This is a genomic window from Sediminibacterium roseum, assembly GCF_009939005.1.
GTDB lineage: Bacteria > Bacteroidota > Bacteroidia > Chitinophagales > Chitinophagaceae > Sediminibacterium > Sediminibacterium roseum.
On sequence record NZ_JAACJS010000015.1, the window covers coordinates 443,081 to 463,462 of the forward strand.

Annotated in this window: 14 protein-coding genes; 1 reads left to right on the forward strand and 13 read right to left on the reverse strand. The window is 49.3% G+C overall.

Annotated features, from left to right (window positions below):
- The first annotated feature begins 29 nt into the window (after window positions 1-29).
- Window positions 30-947, forward strand: a complete 918-nt coding sequence (locus GWC95_RS13095) for a GNAT family N-acetyltransferase (protein WP_161819176.1) — start codon at window positions 30-32, stop codon at window positions 945-947.
- A 53-nt stretch (window positions 948-1,000) separates the two neighbouring features.
- Here the strand turns inward: GWC95_RS13095 and GWC95_RS13100 are convergent, their stop codons facing one another.
- The 13 genes from GWC95_RS13100 to rplK all read right to left on the reverse strand — a co-directional run bounded on the left by GWC95_RS13100 (window position 1,001) and on the right by rplK (window position 20,314).
- A complete protein-coding gene (locus tag GWC95_RS13100; RefSeq protein WP_161819177.1) occupies window positions 1,001-1,672 on the reverse strand; it encodes a 2-C-methyl-D-erythritol 4-phosphate cytidylyltransferase in 672 nt (223 codons plus the stop codon).
- Between the two features lie 90 nt (window positions 1,673-1,762).
- Entirely contained in the window at window positions 1,763-2,710 is a 948-nt protein-coding gene (locus tag GWC95_RS13105; RefSeq protein ID WP_161819178.1) for an isoaspartyl peptidase/L-asparaginase family protein, read from the reverse strand.
- Between the two features lie 132 nt (window positions 2,711-2,842).
- A complete protein-coding gene (locus GWC95_RS13110; protein ID WP_161819179.1) occupies window positions 2,843-3,802 on the reverse strand; it encodes a hypothetical protein in 960 nt (319 codons plus the stop codon).
- 11 nt (window positions 3,803-3,813) lie between these two features.
- Entirely contained in the window at window positions 3,814-4,803 is a 990-nt protein-coding gene (locus tag GWC95_RS13115; protein ID WP_237722152.1) for a bifunctional heptose 7-phosphate kinase/heptose 1-phosphate adenyltransferase, read from the reverse strand.
- Window positions 4,803-6,257, reverse strand: coding sequence for an APC family permease (locus tag GWC95_RS13120; protein WP_161819181.1), 1,455 nt, complete (start codon window positions 6,255-6,257; stop codon window positions 4,803-4,805). Before GWC95_RS13120 ends, GWC95_RS13115 begins: the two co-directional genes overlap by 1 nt.
- Window positions 6,258-6,430: 173 nt before the next feature.
- Window positions 6,431-7,030: an OmpH family outer membrane protein gene (locus GWC95_RS13125; RefSeq protein ID WP_161819182.1), complete on the reverse strand. Its 600-nt coding sequence runs from the start codon at window positions 7,028-7,030 to the stop codon at window positions 6,431-6,433.
- Between the two features lie 150 nt (window positions 7,031-7,180).
- A complete protein-coding gene (gene rpoC / locus GWC95_RS13130; RefSeq protein ID WP_161819183.1) occupies window positions 7,181-11,464 on the reverse strand; it encodes a DNA-directed RNA polymerase subunit beta' in 4,284 nt (1,427 codons plus the stop codon).
- Between the two features lie 116 nt (window positions 11,465-11,580).
- The gene (gene rpoB, locus GWC95_RS13135) at window positions 11,581-15,384 is read right to left on the reverse strand and encodes a DNA-directed RNA polymerase subunit beta (RefSeq protein ID WP_161819184.1); all 3,804 of its coding nucleotides are present in this window, start codon (window positions 15,382-15,384) and stop codon (window positions 11,581-11,583) included.
- A 285-nt stretch (window positions 15,385-15,669) separates the two neighbouring features.
- On the reverse strand, window positions 15,670-17,694 hold the full coding sequence (locus tag GWC95_RS13140; protein WP_161819185.1) for a M13 family metallopeptidase: 2,025 nt from the start codon (window positions 17,692-17,694) through the stop codon (window positions 15,670-15,672).
- 219 nt (window positions 17,695-17,913) lie between these two features.
- Complete coding sequence (gene rplL, locus GWC95_RS13145; protein WP_161819186.1) at window positions 17,914-18,288, reverse strand: 50S ribosomal protein L7/L12; 375 nt, start codon at window positions 18,286-18,288, stop codon at window positions 17,914-17,916.
- A 121-nt stretch (window positions 18,289-18,409) separates the two neighbouring features.
- Complete coding sequence (gene rplJ / locus GWC95_RS13150; RefSeq protein ID WP_161819187.1) at window positions 18,410-19,021, reverse strand: 50S ribosomal protein L10; 612 nt, start codon at window positions 19,019-19,021, stop codon at window positions 18,410-18,412.
- Window positions 19,022-19,094: 73 nt separating this feature from the next.
- Complete coding sequence (rplA, locus tag GWC95_RS13155; RefSeq protein ID WP_161819188.1) at window positions 19,095-19,787, reverse strand: 50S ribosomal protein L1; 693 nt, start codon at window positions 19,785-19,787, stop codon at window positions 19,095-19,097.
- 83 nt (window positions 19,788-19,870) lie between these two features.
- A complete protein-coding gene (gene rplK / locus GWC95_RS13160) occupies window positions 19,871-20,314 on the reverse strand; it encodes a 50S ribosomal protein L11 (protein ID WP_161819189.1) in 444 nt (147 codons plus the stop codon).
- Window positions 20,315-20,382: the final 68 nt, after the last annotated feature.

Sequence of the window (20,382 nt, forward strand, 5' to 3'; positions counted from 1 at the left end):
GGAACAGGAATTGCAGTATTTTTCATTGCATGAAGAAGCGGATCAAAATATTGCCGTCGAAACGCATCGATAAAGAAAAGTGGGATGCCTGTGTTGCCGCCCACGACAATGGCCTGATCTACTCATCCACCATTTACCTCGACGCGATGGCGCAGAACTGGCACGGGCTGGTGGTAGACGATTACGCCGTGGTAATGGCGCTTCCGTGGAAAAGAAAAATGAGGATCCGGTATGGCTATACGCCGGCATTTATTCAGCAGCTGGGCCTGGTGGGCGAGGTTGCAGAGGATGACCTTCCCAAAATCCTCAAACTCATTTACCGGTTTTATGCGTTTGCAGATTTCAATTTCAACTTTTCAAACCATGGTATACAGCGCATCCTGCCGGTGATACCGCGCACGAATTTCCTGGTCGATCTTTCTGCAGGCTATGAACACATCAGGTCGCATTACAAAAGCAACCTGAAAGAGAACATCCGCAAGGCCGGGGGAGAAGCGTTTGCTTATGCGGCGGGAATGATTGAAGACGGCGTTCAGCTGTACCACGATCATTACAAGGCGCGTATGAAACATGTTCGCGAGAAAGACTATCTCCATTTCAGGCAGCTCTGCAAAACGCTGGAGACGGATGGCCGTTGTTTTGCGCGCACCGCGCGGGACCAGCACAACCAGATACTCGCGTTTGCGATTTTTTTGAGGGACAAAAAACGTATCTACAACATCATGAACACCACAACGCATGAGGGCCGAAACAGGGAAGCCAACCATTTCCTGCTCAACCGCGTGCTGCACGAGTTTGCGGGCGAGCCCCTGCTGTTCGATTTTGAAGGGTCGGAACTGTCGGGCGTTCGTGAGTTCTATGAAAATTTCGGGCCCGTAAACCAACCTTATTTCCATTATCATTACAATGGGTATACCTGGCCGCTGCACCTTTTGAAGAAGAAATGACGGGCAGGGCGCAACAGCAATGCATACTGTTGCAGCGGAAGAACGGTGATTGTTTACAAACGATCCTTCAGTATCCGTTCGGCCACCAAAAGATCCACGGGTCTTGTGATCTTGATGTTCTCATGTTCCCCATCCACCAGGAAAACCTTATGGCCGGCTGCCTCTGCCACCGTGGCCTCATCGGTGAACGAATCGTTGTACGGCGTATCATACGCAGGTAAAATGATTTCGCTGCGGAAGGTTTGTGGTGTTTGTATGATACGCACATAGCTGCGGTTGGCCACGGTATGGTTGTCGCCATCAACAATACGGATGCTGTCTGTAGCGGCCACCGCCGGTATGGCGCTGCCTTTTTCGAGCGCCTGGTTGTAACAGCGGTTGATGAGCGCGCTGGTAACCAGGCAGCGAACGCCATCGTGAACAAAAACCACCGAGGGCTCTTTCACCAGTGCCAGCCCGTTCTGAACGGAATGAAAACGCGTGGCGCCGCCTTCTGTTATGGTAACCCGCGCAGCAGCATCGAGGCCGGCAACGATGCTTTCGCCTTCGGCCCTGTTGTTGGAAGGCAGAACCAGAATGATGCTGATGTCGTCAAAAGAAGAAAGAAAAGCCCTTACAGAATACCAGAGCAGGGGTTTGCCGTTGAGCAGCAGGAATTGTTTTGGCGTTGCCACGCCCATTCTCTGGCCAGATCCTCCTGCAACAATTACGGCGTATTTTTTCATATTGAAAGGGTCGATGCGGGCAAATAAAAAGGAGCTACAAAAGTAGCCCCTTTTATTTTTCTCATGTTCATATACGTGTACCAAATATAACTATTTATAGATAGAAACCTCGTTCAGCCCCCCACTATTTTTCACCCCGCGGTACATGCCTGCGCTGTTGAAAACCAGGGCCGGATTGCCTTTGGCGTCTACGCCGATCATTCCCCCCTCGCCCTCCATTTTGAGGAGCTTGTCGTTCACCACCACATCCATTGCCTCCTGCAGGCTGAGGCCCTTGTATTCCACCAGGCAGCTCACATCGTAGGCGGCAACGGCGCGGATGAACATTTCGCCGTGCCCCGTGCAGCTGATGGCGCAGGTGCGGTTATTGGCATAGGTGCCGCCGCCGATCATGGGGCTGTCGCCTATCCGCCCGTATTTTTTATTGGTCATACCCCCGGTTGAGGTGGCTGCGGCCAGGTTTCCATAGGCATCAAAGGCCACGGCGCCTACGGTTCCGAACTTTTTATCGCGCATCAGTTCTTCCAGCTGGTGGTGTGTATGGTCGAGTGAATAATTATCTGAATCGCGGATGGCCTTCCACTGGTCGTAACGGAACTGGGAAAAGAAATATTCATCCGGCTCCAGCTTAACCCCCTGTTTGATGGCGAAATCGTTGGCCCCTTTGCCGCTGAGAAAAACATGGTTGCTGTTGCGCATTACTTCCGTAGCAAGTTCTATGGGATTGCGCACGTTGCGTACGCCGGCCACCGCACCTGCAGAGAGGTCGGATCCATCCATGATGGCCGCGTCCATTTCCTGTACGCCTTTTTTGGTGAACACGGAGCCCCTGCCTGCGTTGAAAAGAATATTGTCTTCGAGCGCAACCACAGCCGCTTTTACTGCGTTTACCGCGGTACCGCCCTGTTCGAGCACGGCATAGCTAACGTTAAGTGCATCGTGCAACCCATCGAGGTACGCTTTTTCGAGGCCGGGCGTCATGTCTTCCTTGACGATGGTACCTGCTCCCCCATGTATTACGATCGTGAAATTTGCCATGGGGCAAAATTAAAAGTTAGTGCGGGTGAGAAGTTCCAATTATTTCGGGAGATCGTTAGACGATATTCAATCAATTAGCACCAATGCTTGAATTTTGGCCGTTTTAGCGGCAACCGCCTCTCTTAACAATGTCTATTTGCTGTCGAGCAACCTTACTTCCTCGATGAGCTTGACAATGGGTACGCTGCTTTTGGGGTAATACAGCTTGCACACATCCAGTTGTTTGTTTTTTGTTTTCCAGCGATAAACCGTGTAGTGCGCATCCTTGTCGTCAAAATCGTTTACGTTTACGGGTTTGCCCATTTCTTTTGTGTATTGTTCCAAAACAGCATCGGCCTGCGCCATGGCCGACAGGTCGCCTGCGGGCTTTACATTCTGATCGGCATAGACAAGCATCCCAGCGTACGTAAATATTTTTTGCGTACCCGAAGAGGATCTCAACTGGAAAGAAACCACTTTGTTCTTCTCAAAATCAAAGTCCTTTTCAATTTTGCCGAAGGGGTATCTTTCCCTGTTGAAATTCTGCTCCATGTTCGGCGACATCATCACTGAAGCATAGGTTTTGTTCGTACGCCATTTTTTTGCCTTCAGGTCGGGAAAACGTGCATCCAGTTCATCAACGGTGAGATCGAGCGGAGGGTATTTGCTGAAGATCTTATCCAGCGCAGCTTCTGCGCGTTTTTCCGCTTCGCGCACTGCCGCTTCCTTTTCATCCTTTTCCTTGAGCGCTTTCTGCTCAAGCTTCATGGCCAGTTTGATCTTGGTGATCTCGAGTGTTTTTTCTTCGTTGAAATCTTTATAATCGTCGAGCTTTTCAAACGCTGCAATAAGGGGAAGGATCTTTTCTGATTGTCTTGGGTTCTTTGCATTCAGTTCCCTCGTTACCATGATCTCGAGGTAGGCCACTTTGCAATTCGAGGTTCCCAATGCAGATTTTGCCTGTTGCAGGTACTCGAGGGCTGTTTTGTAATCGCCCTTGCCATAATTTTCTTCTGCGAGCATATAGGCTGCTTTTGCCTCGTTGGCATTGGTTTGTGCGTATGAGCCAGTTGTTGCTACGAGCAGGGCCAGTATGAATAAGATCCGCTTCATGTGTTTGCTTTTTATTCTCCCAGTAATAGTTCACATTCGTCGAGGAGTTTTTGCCTGTTGATCGGCGCCGTTCCCACTTCTTCGCAAACCAGTCCGCCGGCAATGTTTGCCATTTCCGCCGAGAGGTGCATGTTGTGTGATGAAGCATAAACGAGCGATGCAACGGCGATCACAGTATCCCCTGCCCCACTTACATCGGCTATGTTGCGGATGTGTGTGGGAATGATCTTCATGTCTTCCCCGTCCTGGTAAAAAACACCTTTCTCTGATAATGTAATGAATGAGATCTGGTGGCCAAGTTTTTCCTGCAATGCGGCATGCATGTCTTTGAGCGAGGAAACATCCACTGCATCTACCAATAAATTCAACCCTTCCTTTATCTCTTTGAGGTTGGGTTTGAAAATGGTAACGCCTTTGAACGAAAGAAAATTTTTCTTCTTCGGATCCACGGTGGTAACCACGTTGTGTTCCTTGCAGAGTTTGATGAGTGCCGCGATCAGGCGTGGCGTGAGCACTCCCTTGTTGTAATCTTCAAAGATGAGCACATCGGGTTTGCCGTTGGTGAAATAGTTGTTTATTTTCTGCAGCAACGCATCTTCAAGCGATGTGTCGATGTCTGAGGTCATTTCCGCATCGAGGCGCATCATTTGCTGGTTGCGGCTCATCACGCGTGTTTTGTTGGTGGTGATGCGTTGATCGGATGCGAGCACGCCACTGGTGTCGATGTTGTTTTCGCTGAGCAGGCGCATCAGTTCTTTCCCGTCGTCGTCTTTGCCGATGATCGAAAATATCGTGGTCTGCGCGCCCATTGAAACCGTGTTCAGCGCCACGTTTGCCGCACCGCCCACGCGCAGCTCTTTTTTTCTCAGCGCCACTACGGGAACGGGGGCTTCGGGTGAAATGCGGTCTACATTGCCCCACCAGTACGTGTCGAGCATCACATCACCTACGATCGCTACTTTACGTTTTGCAAAACCGGAAAATAAGTCTTCAAAATTCATCAATCCTCTTTTTTTGAACTACCCACTGCTATGTAGTACAAAGGTATTCCCAATAAAGTAATTCCCAACCCCCAGAGCGAATAAGTTGGCGATGCCCATACGAGTCCGCAGCAGAACAGCAGTGCAAGTATGATGTAAACCGCGGGTAATACCGGGTAACCGAATGCCTTGTACGGCCTTTCTGCATCCGGCATTTTTTTGCGGAGGATGAAGATGCCGATGATGGTGAGGATGTAAAAGATCACCACGATAAACGATACCATGGTCAGGAGATCGCCGTATTTTCCGCTCAGGCAAAGCAGGGATGCCACTGCGCACTGGATCCACAAAGCGTATTCAGGCACTGCGTTCTTGTTGAGCTCCCCAACTTTCTTGAAGAACAGCCCGTCTTTTGCCATCGTATAATAAACACGGGCGCCTGCAAGGATGAGCCCGTTGTTGCAGCCGAAAGTAGAGATCATGATCATGATCGCGATCACGTAAGTTCCTGCGTTGCCAAAGATCACATTGGCTGCCGTTACCGCCACGCGGTCGTTCTCTGCGAATGCAATGGATTGTGTTGGATTGGCAGCCGAATGCAATGGCAACACATGCAGGTACATCAGGTTGGCTGTGATGTAGATGATGGTTACGATCGATGTTCCGAAAAACAAACTGAGGCCGATGTTGCGTTTTGGATTTTTGATCTCTCCGGCAATAAAGGTTACGTTGTTCCATGAATCGCTGCTGAAGATCGATCCTACCATTGCTGCAGCAACCGCGCCGATCAGTACACCGCCGGAGATGGGCGACCAGTTGCCCGGATCAAATGCACCCGCCGCATCTTTGGCAACCTGCATGGCGTTGAAGCCGGTTGACCAGTTCTCTGTCCAGAAACTTTGTTTGGTAAGCAGGAACCCAAATATGATCAGGCCAAACAGTGAAATGAGTTTGGTCATGGTAAATGTGGTCTGGATGATCTTTCCTCCCTTTACGCCTCTTGTGTTCGACCAGGTGAGTAAAACGATCATGGCGATGGCCAGCAGTTGCGCCGCAGATATTTTAATGAAGCCGAGGTCTGCAATGATATTGCTTTCCCCAACAGAAGGGATGAGGTAGGCAGTGAACTTGCTGAATGCAACACCTACGGCCGCGATGGTGGCGGTTTGTATTACGGAAAAGAAACTCCAGCCGAAGAGGAACGCGATCAGTTTGTTGTAGGCTTCTTTCAGGTAAACGTATTGACCACCGGCCTTGGGGAACATGGCACTCAGCTCACCGTAACTTACGGCTGCGGTAATGGTCATAAAACCGGTGATGAGCCATACCAGCACGAGCCATCCTGCGCTGCCTACGTTGCGGGTAATATCTGCACTTACAATAAAGATCCCGGAGCCGATCATTCCGCCTGCTACGATCATCGTGGCATCGAATAAACCAAGCGTTGGTTTGAAGTGTTCTTTCTGTTCACTCATGGTTGGGGTGTTTTGGTGGAGGGAAGATAGGGAATTTTGCTTTGAGCTGAGCCCCCGGCGGTGGCGGCTTTTTTATTTGAGGGAAGAACGGGTAAAAACAAAAAAGGTCCCGGTATACCGGGACCTCTTACACAGGTCAGAAGCAATCGCCCGGGGCGCACCTCTTCACCTGCTTATTTCTTTTTAGGATACAAGGCATTCAGCCCCTTAACCACATCCTGTGTAATATCGTACGAGCTATCTTTCAGGTACATGAGGTCTACAGAGCTCGAGAATACGTAGGCATAGCCTTTGTCTTTGTTGTATTCCTTGAGGTAGTCTTCGATCTTCTTTTTCACGTCCTGCATTTTCCTGAACTGGATGTCCTGCATCTCGTCGCTCATCATTTTCTCTTTGCCACGCAGTGCGTTCTCGATGTTGGAGAGTTCCTGCTGGCGCGCCTGTTGTTCGGCGGGTGTTAACGAGGCGCCGATTTTCTGAAGCTCCTGGTACTTGGCAACGAAAGCGTTCTTCATTTCGCCGAGCACTTTCTGGTTTGCCTGGTTTTTGGTATCGAGTTCTGATACGATCTGTTTGTAATAATCGAAATGGTTCTGTATCGAGTCCACTTCAAAATAAGCGATCTTGAAGTTGCCCGCCGGTACCGCTTTTGTTCCCGTTGTGGCTACCGCTGATCCGCCTGGTGTACGGGAAGAGAAATGCAGCACGAATAATACGACCACTGCAATGAGCAATACGATGTTTAAAATTGTTGAAAGCGTAGAATTCTTCATCTCTGGTTTGATATGATTTTTTGTATGATGGTACCCTGTGAGCTTACGAAATTAGTACAGATCCCTATGATAGCTTTGTTAAAAAGGCAGGAAGCTTGCACTTCCTGCCTTTATCATATCCATCATATAAAATCTGTATGGTATGCGTTCTTATTCATCATCGTCGAAGCTCATTGCTTCGCGAGTGGTGGCAAGTACTTCGTATTCTTCCTTGCTTCCTACGATCATGTTGTCGAACTCTTTCTGGCCCGAACCTGCCGGGATCAGGTGACCGGTAATGACGTTCTCTTTCAGTCCGAGCATCATATCCGTTTTACCTTGTATCGCCGCCTGGCTCAACACCTTGGTTGTTTCCTGGAACGATGCGGCCGAGATCCAGCTTTGTACGCCCAGTGAGGCCTTGGTGATACCGAGCAGTACCGGTGTTGCCGTTGCAGGTTTTGCATCCCTTACTTCCACCAGTTTTTTATCGCTTCTGCGGAGGATCGAGTTCTCTTCCCTCAACTCACGCAGTGTGATGATCATACCCGGTTTCATTTTCGTGCTTTCGCCCGCCTCGGTTACCACTTTCTTATCGAAGATCCTGTCGTTCTCTTCGATAAAGTCGAACCTGTCTTCCAGGTCCTCCTCGAGGAATTTGGTATCACCTGCATCTACGATCTCTACTTTTTTCATCATCTGGCGAACGATCACCTCCACGTGTTTATCGTTGATACGCACACCCTGCAAACGGTATACCTCCTGGATCTCGTTTACCACGTACTCCTGTACGGCAAACGGCCCTTTGATCGCGAGGATATCGGCTGGTGCGATCTGTCCGTCAGACATCGGCGTTCCCGCTTTCACGAAATCGCCATCCTGTACGAGGATCTGTCTTGTCAATGGCACGAGGTATTTCTTCACCATACCGTCCCTTGATTCAACGATGATCTCGCGGTTACCACGTTTTACGTTTCCGAAGGCAACTACACCATCGATCTCGCAAACGATGGCCGGATTGCCCGGGTTACGTGCTTCGAACAATTCGGTTACACGCGGCAGACCTCCCGTGATATCGCGGAGCTTTCCGAGAACGCGTGGGATCTTAACCAGTACCTGTCCTGCTTTCACCTCATCCGCTTCTTCGATAACGATGTGTGAGCCCACAGGCAGGTTGTATGATTTGCTTTCCTTACCATCTACTACAAGGGTAGGGATCTTTGTTTTGTCTTTTGTTTCGATGATCACTTTCTCGCGGTGGCCGGTTTGTTCATCAGACTCGTCGCGGTACGTGATACCATCGATGATGTTTTCGAACTTGATCTTACCATTGAGTTCCGCAACGATTACGTTGTTGAACGGATCCCATGTACAGATCACATCTCCTTTCTTCACCTGTGCACCGTCTTTCACATTCAGTGTTGCACCGTAAGGAACGTTGTTGGTGATGAGCAGCCGGTCGTTCTTCACATCCATGATCCTTACCTCGCCGGTACGGCCGATAACGATCTTCACTTTGTTGCCCTCGTTGTTCACGGTATCTACCGTACGCAGGCCATCAAACTGGATGGTTCCGTCGAACCTTGCCTGCAAGGTTGATTCTACCGATGCCGATCCCGCAACACCACCTACGTGGAAGGTACGGAGTGTCAGCTGTGTACCGGGCTCACCGATCGACTGTGCCGCGATGATACCAACGGCATCACCTCTCTGTGCCAGGTAGCCTGTTGCCAGGTTCTTACCATAACATTTCACGCACACGCCGCGTTTGCTTTCGCAGGTAAGTACGGAACGTATTTCAACGGTTTCGATACCCGCTTCTTCAATTTTTTTCGCGTCTTCTGAAGAGATCTCTTCTCCCGCGGTTATGATCAGCTCATCCGTTACAGGGTGGTACACGTTGTGAAGCGATGTACGTCCTTCGATCCTGTCAGACAATGGTTCGATAATGTCTTCATTGTCTTTCAGAGCAGTGGTTGCATTTCCACGAAGTGTGCCGCAATCTTCTTCGGTGATCACCACGTCCTGTGATACGTCTACCAGACGGCGTGTGAGGTAACCGGCATCGGCTGTTTTGAGGGCCGTATCCGCAAGACCTTTACGCGCACCGTGTGTTGAGATGAAGTAATCCAATACGTTCAGTCCGCCTTTGAAGTTTGACAGGATCGGGTTTTCAATTACCTCGCTTCCTGTGCTTCCGCTCTTACGCGGTTTAGCCATCAGACCACGGATACCAACGAGCTGTTTAACCTGTGTTTTAGAACCACGGGCCCCGGAATCGAGCATCATGAACACGGAATTGAATCCTTGTTTATCGAGCGTCATTTCACGGATCAGGCTCTCGGTGATCTTCATATCCACACGTCCCCAGATATCAATAACCTGGTTGTAACGTTCGTTGTTGGTGATCAGACCCATATTGTAGCTGTCCCAGACTTCAGCAACCTCGTCTTTCGCCGTCTCGAGCAATTCGCCGCGCATATCGGGAACGATAAGGTCGTTTACGCTGAACGACAATCCACCACGGAACGCCATACGGAACCCGAGTGTTTTGATGTCGTCGAGGAACTTCGCTGTTTTAGGAACGTTGGTGATCTTGATGATGTCGCCAATGATCTCACGGAGTGATTTCTTCGTAAGCAATGCGTTCACATATCCCACTTCCTGTGGCACGTGCTGGTTGAACAGTACGCGGCCAACGGTTGTATCGATGAGTTTTTTAACCAGCTGCCCGTTCTCACGCACATTGGTTTTTACTTTGATGTTTGCGTGAAGGTCTACACGTTGCTCGTTGTAAGCGATGATCACTTCATCCATGCTGTAGAAAGCCATACCCTGGCCTTTTACGATCTCATCACCGATGGTTTTCTTGCCCTTGGTGATGTAGTAGAGGCCGAGTACCATGTCCTGTGAAGGAAGCGTGATCGGCGTACCGTTCTGCGGGTTAAGGATGTTGTGCGACGATAACATCAGCAATTGTGCTTCCAGTATCGCTGCATTGCTCAAAGGCACGTGCACGGCCATCTGGTCACCATCGAAATCGGCGTTGAACGATGAGGTTACCAACGGGTGAAGCTGGATCGCTTTACCTTCTACCAGTTTTGGCTGGAACGCCTGGATTGACAGGCGGTGAAGTGTCGGGGCCCTGTTCAACAGGATCGGGTGGCCTTTCAATATGTTTTCGAGGATATCCCAGATCACAGCTTCTTTGCGGTCTACCAGTTTCTTGGCAGACTTCACTGTTTTCACGATACCTCTTTCGATCAGCTTCCTGATCACAAATGGTTTGAACAATTCTGCGGCCATGTCTTTCGGCAAACCGCACTCATGTATTTTCAGTTCAGGTCCTACAACGATTACCGAACGACCTGAATAGTCGACACGTTTACCGAGGAGGTTCTGGCGGAAACGGCCCTGTTTACCTTTGAGTACATCAGACAATGATTTCAGCGCGCGGCCACCTTCTGCTTTCACCGCGTTTGATTTACGGCTGTTGTCGAAGAGTGAATCGATCGCTTCCTGCAGCATACGTTTTTCGTTGCGCAGGATCACTTCCGGTGCTTTGATCTCCAGCAACCTTTTCAGTCGGTTGTTGCGGATGATCACACGGCGGTAGAGGTCATTCAGGTCGGAACTCGCAAAACGTCCGCCATCCAATGGCACCAACGGGCGCAGTTCCGGTGGGATCACCGGGATGTATTGCATCACCATCCACTCGGGGCGGTTGGTGATCCTTGTGCTTGCATCGCGGAACGATTCAACAACGCTCAGGCGTTTCAGTGCATCGGCCTTACGTTGCTGCGATGTTTCTGTTGCCGCCGCATTACGCAGGGAGAAGCTGAGGCCGTCGAGGTCTATGCGCTCGAGCAAAGCGTGAACCGCTTCTGCACCCATCTTCGCAACAAATTTCTGCGGATCATCATCCGGCAGGTATTGGTTGTCTTTTGGTAAGTTATCGAGAATATCGAGGTATTCCTCTTCGGTAAGCAGATCACCCATGGTAAGGTTCTCTTTGATACCGCCCTGGATCACCACGTATCTTTCGTAGTAAACGATGGTCTCTAATTTTTTAGAGCTCATTCCCAACAGGTAACCGATCTTGTTCGGCAGGCTCTTGAAGTACCAGATATGCACCACAGGCACCACGAGTTTGATGTGGCCCATGCGCTCACGGCGCACTTTCTTCTCGGTAACTTCAACACCGCAACGGTCGCACACGATCCCTTTGTAACGGATGCGCTTGTACTTTCCGCACGCACACTCATAATCTTTTACCGGTCCGAAGATCCTTTCACAAAACAAACCATCACGCTCCGGTTTATAGGTGCGGTAATTGATGGTCTCAGGCTTTAATACTTCACCAAAACTTCTTTCCAGGATACTATCAGGAGATGCCAGGCTGATGGTGATCTGTGAGAACGTTGGCCTCGGTTTGTTATCGCGTTTTATTGCCATATTTCTATTAGCTGCGAGCTGCGGCTGTGTGCCGCATGCTCCTGTTAAATGTTTAGTTTGTTTTTCTTTCAGACAAATGCCTTCCCCTGCGTATTACAGGTTTGCGGCCTTATGCCTTACTCGAATTTCAGATCCAGTCCCAACCCTCTCAATTCATGAACCAATACGTTGAATGATTCAGGAACGCCAGGGCGTGGAATGTTATCACCTTTCACGATCGCCTCGTAGGTTTTCGCACGGCCGATGATGTCATCTGATTTCAGGGTAAGCAATTCCTGCAGGATGTTGGCCGCACCATATGCTTCCAGTGCCCATACCTCCATCTCTCCAAAACGCTGGCCACCGAACTGTGCCTTACCACCCAATGGCTGCTGCGTGATGAGGCTGTATGGCCCGATCGAACGCGCGTGCATCTTGTCGTCAACCATGTGGTGCAGTTTGATCACGTAGATCACACCCACGGTTGCTTTCTGGTGGAAACGCTCACCTGTTTCTCCATCGTAGAGATAGGTGTGCCCGTTCCTTGGAATATCTGCCTGTTTACAGTAATCTTCGATCTGGTCTGTTGATGCACCATCAAAGATCGGCGTAGAGAATTTCAGCCCCAGTTTCTTACCTGTCCACCCGAGAATGGTCTCATAGATCTGTCCAAGGTTCATACGCGATGGTACCCCCAACGGGTTCAGCACGATATCAACCGGTGTTCCGTCTTCCATGAATGGCATGTCTTCTGCACGAACGATCTTGGCTACGATACCTTTGTTACCGTGACGGCCCGCCATTTTATCTCCCACTTTCAGTTTACGTTTTACAGCGAGGTAAACCTTGGCGAGTTTCAATACTCCGGCTGGTAATTCGTCTCCGATAGAGATGTTGAATTTCTCTCTCTTGTAACGTCCCAGTTCTTCGTTGTACTTGATGCTGTAGTTGTGCAGCAACGTGTTGATCTGGTCATCCGTTTTTGCATCACCTGTCCAGCCCAGCGGGTTCACATTCTGGTAATCGATGGTAGACAGATTCTTTTGATTGAATTTGGCCCCTTTACCGATCAGCATTTCGCCGAAGTTGTTGCTTACGCCTGTAGATGCTTTGTCTTTCAGCAAAGTCTGCAATTTGTCGAGCAGCAATTCTTTCAGCGCTTCTGTATTCTGCTGGTGTACTTTTTCTACTTTTTCCAGCAACGCTTTCTCGCGGATCTTCCCGTTCTTGTCTTTCTTGGCGCGTTGGAATAATTTTTTATCGATCACAACACCTTCTGTTCCGTTTGGCGCTTTCAAAGAAGCGTCTTTAGCATCGCCGGCTTTGTCGCCGAAGATGGCACGGAGCAATTTCTCTTCAGGGGTAGGATCCGATTCGCCTTTTGGCGTGATCTTACCGATGAGGATGTCTCCTTCCTTGATGGTTGCCCCGATGCGAATGATACCATGTTCATCGAGATCCTTGGTAGCATCTTCCGAAACGTTTGGAATATCCGGTGTCAGTTCTTCTTCACCCAGTTTGGTATCGCGTACCTCGAGTTCATATTCTTCAATGTGAACGGAAGTAAACAGGTCTTCGCGAACCACTTTTTCGCTGATCACGATCGCATCCTCGAAGTTGTACCCTTTCCATGGCATGAATGCCACCTGCAGGTTTCTTCCGAGTGCGAGCTCGCCATCTTTTGTTGCGTATCCTTCGGTTAAGAAATCTCCTTTCTTCACTTTCTGCCCCTTGCGAACCGCAGGGCGCAGGTTGATACAGGTAGCCTGGTTTGTTTTAATGAATTTCGTCAGTTTATACACCTGCAGGTCCTCATTAAAGCTTACCAGACGATCCAGGTCGTTGCGGTCGTAACGGACATGAATTTCATTTGCATCAACAAATTCGATCACCCCGTTTCCTTCTGCGTGCATCTGGATACGTGCGTCGCGTGCGGCTTTTCCTTCGAGGCCCGTACCCACGATCGGTGCTTCGGGGCGCAGCAAAGGAACGGCCTGGCGTTGCATGTTCGATCCCATCAGGGCACGGTTGGCATCATCGTGCTCGAGGAACGGGATCAGTGAGGCACTCAAACCAACGATCTGGTTTGGCGCAACGTCCATATATTCCACTTCTTCTTTATCAAGGATCGGGAAATCACCTGTCTGGCGCGATACAACCTTGTCTTCGGTAAATTGTCCCTTCTCATTCAAAGGCGAATTGCTCTGCGCAATTTTCGCCGTATCTTCTTCTTCGGCGCTTAAAAAAGTGAGTTCTTTCATGTTCACTTTTCCATCCACTACTTTACGGTACGGCGTTTCAATAAAGCCCATATCGTTGATCGCAGCGTGTACGCAAAGCGTGGAGATCAGACCGATGTTCGGTCCTTCCGGTGTTTCAATGGTACAAAGACGGCCATAGTGAGAATAGTGTACGTCACGAACCTCGAAGCCCGCTCTCTCACGCGAGAGACCGCCTGGCCCGAGCGCGGAGATACGACGCTTGTGCGTGATCTCACTCAGCGGGTTGGTCTGGTCGAGGAACTGCGACAACTGCGATGTTCCGAAGAACGAGTTGATCACAGAAGAAAGTGTTCTTGCATTGATCAGGTCAACCGGTGTGAACACCTCGTTGTCGCGAACGTTCATACGCTCACGGATGGTACGCGCCATACGCGCGAGGCCCACGCCGAACTGTGCATACAATTGCTCACCTACGGTACGAACGCGGCGGTTGCTCAGGTGATCGATGTCATCGATCTCGGCTTTCGCATTCGTAAGGCGAACGAGGTATTTGATGATCTCGATGATGTCCTGTTTGGTCAATACTTTTTTCTGTAAAGGATAATCGAGGTTGAGTTTGCGGTTGATCTTGTAACGGCCCACTTCACCAAGGTCATATCTCTTATCAGAGAAGAACAATTTATCGATGATACCGCGTGCGGTTTCGTTGTCGGGCGCATCGGCACCGCGCAACTGGCGGTAGATGTGCTGAACGGCCTCGAGCTCGCTGTTCGAAGTATCTTTGTTCAATGTGTTATAGATGATGGCGTAATCTCCACCCACGTCTTCTTTCTGGATGAATACGCTTTTCACTTCCATTTCAATGATGGTTGCGATCGCTTCTTCATCAAGAACCGTGTCGCGCTCCATTACGATCTCGTTACGTTCGATGCTCACTACCTCACCGGTATCTTCATCCACGAAATCTTCTACCCATGTTCTCAGCACGCGGGCAGCGAGTTTTTTACCAACCTGGTTGGCGAGTGATTTTTTATCTGCCTTTACTTCATCGGCCATACCGAAAAGTTCCAGGATGTCCTTATCGGTCTCAAAACCGATGGAACGCAACAAGGTTGTTACCGGGAATTTTTTCTTACGGTCGATGTAAGCATACATTACGTTATTGATATCGGTCGCAAACTCCATCCATGCGCCCTTGAACGGGATCACCCTTGCAGAGTAGATCTTGGTTCCGTTGGGGTGGATAGACTGGCCGAAGAATACGCCGGGTGAACGGTGCAATTGTGATACAACCACACGCTCGGCTCCATTGATCACGAAGGTACCACGCGGTGTCATGTAGGGGATGTTTCCAAGGAACACATCCTGAACAATGGTCTGGAAATCTACGTGCTCCTCATCGTTACAGCTCAAACGGAGTTTGGCTTTCAGGGGAACCGCGTAGGTCAACCCGCGCTCCATACACTCTTCAATGGTGTAACGTGGCGGATCGATGAAATAATCCAGGAACTCCAGCATGAAAATGTTGCGCGTGTCGGTAATAGGAAAGTTCTCCTTGAACACACGGAACAGCCCTTCCACATTGCGTTTATCAGGCGTGGTCTCTAACTGGAAAAATTCTCTGAATGATTCTAACTGAATGTCGAGTAGGTCTGGTGCATCGGCCAAGTGTTTAGTTTTTCCGAAGTTGACCCTGTTGTTCAATGTTGTTGTAGACATATTTGTGAAAACCGGTTTTATACGAAAAAAGTTTTGGGGAGACTTGAGTTCTCTTAACGTACAATCGGCTCATTCATCATCCAAACGTCGACGATAAAAATGTCCACCCGCTAATTTGCCCAAAATAAGGATGGCAAAGGTAAGGATTGATGGGAAATCCAAAAAACAAATTTTGGACCAAAACACGCGGATCCGGGCAAAAAAGTTAAGGTTATGCCAAATCGTCCGGGTAAGGAGTTTGCCCGGGGCCAGGAAGCGCTTCCCTCCTGGCCCCAGGCCTGTTTCCTACCAGATTTTCGCCCTATCCTCGGGCTTCCTGTACATTTTGTTTTTTTCCGTTACCCCAAATGCCGCATAAAACGGGTCGAAATTGGAGAGCGGCCCGATCACCCGGTATTTTTCCGGTGAATGCGGGTCGGTGGTGATGTTGGTGCGGATGTTTTCCGGACGGTTCACGATCCGCCAGGCCTGGGCAAAACCCAGGAAGAAACGCTGATCCGGTGTGAACCCGTCAATTTTTTGATCCCCTTTGCCCTGTCCGGTTAATTTGAACGCGTCGTACGCAATGGCAAGGCCGCCAATGTCGGCAAGGTTCTCGCCCAAAGTGAGCGCTCCGTTTACATGAAGACTGTCGAGCATGGTGTAGGCATTGTATTGCTGCACAACCTTATCCGCTTTTGCTTTGAAGAGGTCCGCGTCTTTGGGCGCCCACCAGTCTTTCAGGTTGCCATCCGCATCGTATTGACGGCCCTGGTCGTCGAAACCATGTGTCATTTCATGGCCGATCACCAGCCCGATGGCGCCGTAGTTGATCGCATCATCGGCGTGCATATCAAAGAAAGGAAACTGCAGGATGCCTGCGGGGAATACGATCTCGTTGAAGGTAGGATTGTAATAGGCGTTCACTTCAGGAACGGTCATCTGCCATTCTGTTTTGTCTACCTTCTGCCCTACTTTGGCCATGCTTTCCCTGAACTCGTGTTTGGCAATGCTGCGCATGTTGGCGTAGAAATTATCGCGGCTGATCTCCACATCGTCAAAATTTTTCCATTTGGATGGATAGCCGATCTTTTTCAGGAAAGCCGCCAGTTTCTCCTGCGCTTTCTGTTTCGTGGTATCGCTCATCCAGTCGAGTTTATCGATGCGCAGTTTGAAGGCTTTCTGGAGATTGTCTACCAACTCATCCATCCGTTTTTTTGCTTCCGGCGGAAAATATTTCTCCGCATAAACCTGGCCGAGCAGGTCTTTCAGACCGCCGTCTGTTGTGCTCACCATTTTCTTCCAGCGCTCCGGTTGTGTTCTTGCACCGGAGAAGAGTTTACCGAAATCAAAGCGTTCATCGCGGAACGCCTTGCTCAGCAGCGATGCATTGCCTGAGATATAATCGAATTTTACTTTTGCCTTCCATGCGTCTATAGGGCGCGATGCAAGCAGTACGCTCAATGCAGTATAGTATTTGGGTTGTGATACATTCACACTATCGGCCTTCATCCCGATTTTATCAAAGAGGTTTGCCCATCCTATGTTCGGTGCAATTTTTTCAAGGTCTTTCACAGACATCTTGTTGTAATTCTTGATGGGGTCACGCAGTTCCACCGGGGTAAGGTGTGATTTTGCGATCTCCGTTTCAAGGGCGAGCACATCGGCTGCCGCTTTTTTTGCAGTGGCCGGGTCGGTGCCGGTCATGGTAAAGTATTTCGCTGCGTGGGCAACCAGTTTGTTTCGCTTGTCTGTAGTGATCGGGTCTGTTTTGGTATAATAATCTTTTTCAGGAAGCGTGGTTCCTGTCTGGTAAAGCGTCATGATGTTGCGTGAACTGTTGCGCTCATCGGCGCCAACGTAAATGCCAACCAGGTCGCCATCGCCGTCTTTTGTATTTTCTGCGAGCAGGTTAAGCAGTTCCTGGTAATTTTTAACTGCGTCTATTTTTGCAAGCATGGGTTTGAGTGGTTCGTAGCCTGCTTTTTCGAGTGCGAGTGTGTCCATACCGCTCGCATAAAAATCGCCTACTTTCTGTGCGGCGCTGCCCTTGGGCTGGTCTTTCTTTGCAGAAGTTTCATCAAGTATGGTGCGCATTTTTTTCAGGTTCTCGTCGTACAGCGAATAAAAACTGCCCCAGCCGCTCTGGTCGTCGGGGATCTTGCTGTTCTTAATCCATGTGCCGTTGGCATAGGTAAAAAAATCATCACCGGGTTGAACGGTGGTATCCATCGCAGTCCTGTCGAAATAAGACCGGTCGGTCTCCGTATTGTTCTTACACGAAGCCAGCAATACAATTGCGCCAGCGAGCAGTAGGTTTGTTTTTTTCATACGATGTGTTGAGATCGGTTTGGTGTTTGGGAATTTGTAACCTGAAGTTATTTATAAATCCTTTACCGGGGAGCAGCATTGCTTTTTTGTTTTATGGGGATGGGATCAATTGCAGGTCACGGCACCAGAATGCAAAACGATCCGGTTGCGATGCCGATCCTACCCATAAAAAAGCCGGTGCGTAAAACGCACCGGCCATCTCTTTCAGCGAAGCAAAAATTATTTTACTTCAACCTCAGCACCGCCTTCTTTCAGTTTAGCAGCGATATCATCAGCTTCTGCTTTAGATACGCCTTCTTTAACTGCTTTAGGAGCGCCGTCAACGAGGTCTTTTGCTTCTTTCAGACCGAGGCCTGTCAATTCTTTAACGATCTTAACAACGCCCAGTTTGCTTGCGCCGCCGTTAACGAGGATCACATCGAAAGATGTTTTCTCTTCAGCTGCTGCTGCGCCACCACCGTCGCCGCCAGATACCACTACTGCTGCTGCAGCTGGTTCGATACCGTAATCGGCTTTCAATACGTCTGCCAGTTCCTGAACGTCTTTTACTGTTAAGCCTACTAATGTTTCAGCTAATGCTTTAATGTCTGCCATTTTGATTAAATTTTTTCCGTCTTCATATCACGCATGTGATCCGACGGAGTTTAAAAAAATTTGTTTCCTATTAAGTTGAGATCGCTCTCATTTAATACTGGTTACTTCGCCCGAAGCTGGTTTATTCAGCTGCAGGTGCGTCAGCCGCCGGTGCTTCCGGTGCTGCTGCTTCAGGAGCTGCAGGCGCTTCTGCGGCTGGTGCCGCTTCTGCTGCAGGAGCTTCTGTTGCTGTTCCGTTCGCTTGCTTTTCGTGGTGGTGCAACAAGGCAGCCAATACGCGTTTTGCAGGCGATTGCAACAAGCCGATCACTTCACCGATCAATTCATTTTTGGTCTTGATCTGTGTGAGCGCTTTCAGTGTATTGTCTCCGGTATAAACATCGCCGTTGATGAACGCTGCTTTCAGGATCGGTCTTTCACCATTGCTTTCCTTGCGGAACGAGCTGATGATCAAAGCCGGCTCCTTAGGGTTCTCAGAGAACATGAGGGCGGTTACATTGTTCAGGGAGTCGTACACACCAGCATACCTTTCAGCATCCAGTGATTCGAGCGCCTTGCGGATCAATGTGTTCTTTGCCACTTTCATTTCAACCTGTTTGTTGAAGCAGGTGCGGCGGAGTTTTGATACCTGTGCTACCGTCAGGGCTTCTGTATCGGTAACATAGAAGTTATTGTACTGACTGAACTTCCCTTTGAGGGCTTCAATCACTTCATTTTTTTGATCTTTTGTCATAACTAATTTTTTTTAAGACCCGGGTCACTTCCATCCGCCTTTGCCAAAGGCTTCGGCGGATAAATCACCAGGATTAGTTCGCTAATTGTTTCGTGTCTAATGTGATACCCGGGCTCATCGTGCTGGCCATGCTTACCGCTTTAAGGTAGATTCCTTTTGCTGTAGATGGTTTCAGTTTGATGATGGCATTGATCAGCTCGGTGCTGTTCTCGGCCAGTTTTTCCGGTGCAAATGAGATACGCCCGATAGAAGCGTGTACGATACCCGCTTTATCAACCTTGAAAGCGATCTTACCGCCTTTTACTTCATTTACTGCCGCTGCCACATCGTTGGTAACGGTTCCGGTTTTAGGGTTTGGCATGAGGTTACGTGGCCCCAGTACTTTACCCAGTTTACCGATCTTAGGCATTACAGCAGGTGTAGCGATGATCACATCCATATCTACCCAACCGCCTTCGATCTTTGTGATGAACTCATCCAGTCCCACATAATCAGCACCTGCTTCTTTCGCAGCCGCTTCTTTATCAGGTGTACAGAGAACGAGTACTTTTTTGGTTTTACCTGTGCCATGTGGCAATGATACGGTACCACGCACCTGCTGATCAGCTTTCTTAGGATCAACACCCAAACGGATGTGCAGATCCACAGAGCTGTCGAATTTGGTGCAGTTAATTTCTTTTACGAGTGCAGATGCGTCTTTCAGTGAATAAGCTTTGTTTTTATCCACCTTAGTTACTGCTACTTTTCTTTTTTTAGTAAGTGACATTTTCTAATGATTTGGTCTGCCTTCGCTGGCTTGTCCCTCGCTAAAGCTTCGGCGACACGCGGGCGACGGACGAGGTGAATAAATTAGTTTTCCCAGGGTGCTTTTCCATCAACGGTGATTCCCATACTGCGTGCAGTACCGGCAACCATGCTCATGGCGCTGTTGATTGTAAAGGCGTTGAGATCGGCCATTTTATCTTTGGCGATCGCTTCTACCTGTTCCCAGGTTACTTTACCCACTTTTTGACGATTGCTTTCTTTCGATCCGGTCTGGATCTTTGCCGCTTCCATCAACTGAACAGCGGCCGGAGCCGTTTTCAGAACAAAGTCGAACGACTTGTCAGAATAAACGGTGATCAAAACAGGAACTACTTTTCCCATTTTGTCCTGGGTTCTTGCATTGAATTGTTTGCAGAACTCCATAATGTTTACACCCTTTGAACCGAGTGCGGGCCCTACCGGAGGCGCAGGATTGGCTTGACCGCCTTTCACCTGCAGCTTCACGAAGCCAGAGATTTCTTTTGCCATCTTTTTTAGATTTAATTGGTAATAGCGTCCATTTTACCGGACTCCCAAATTCAATCATTCTTATTTAT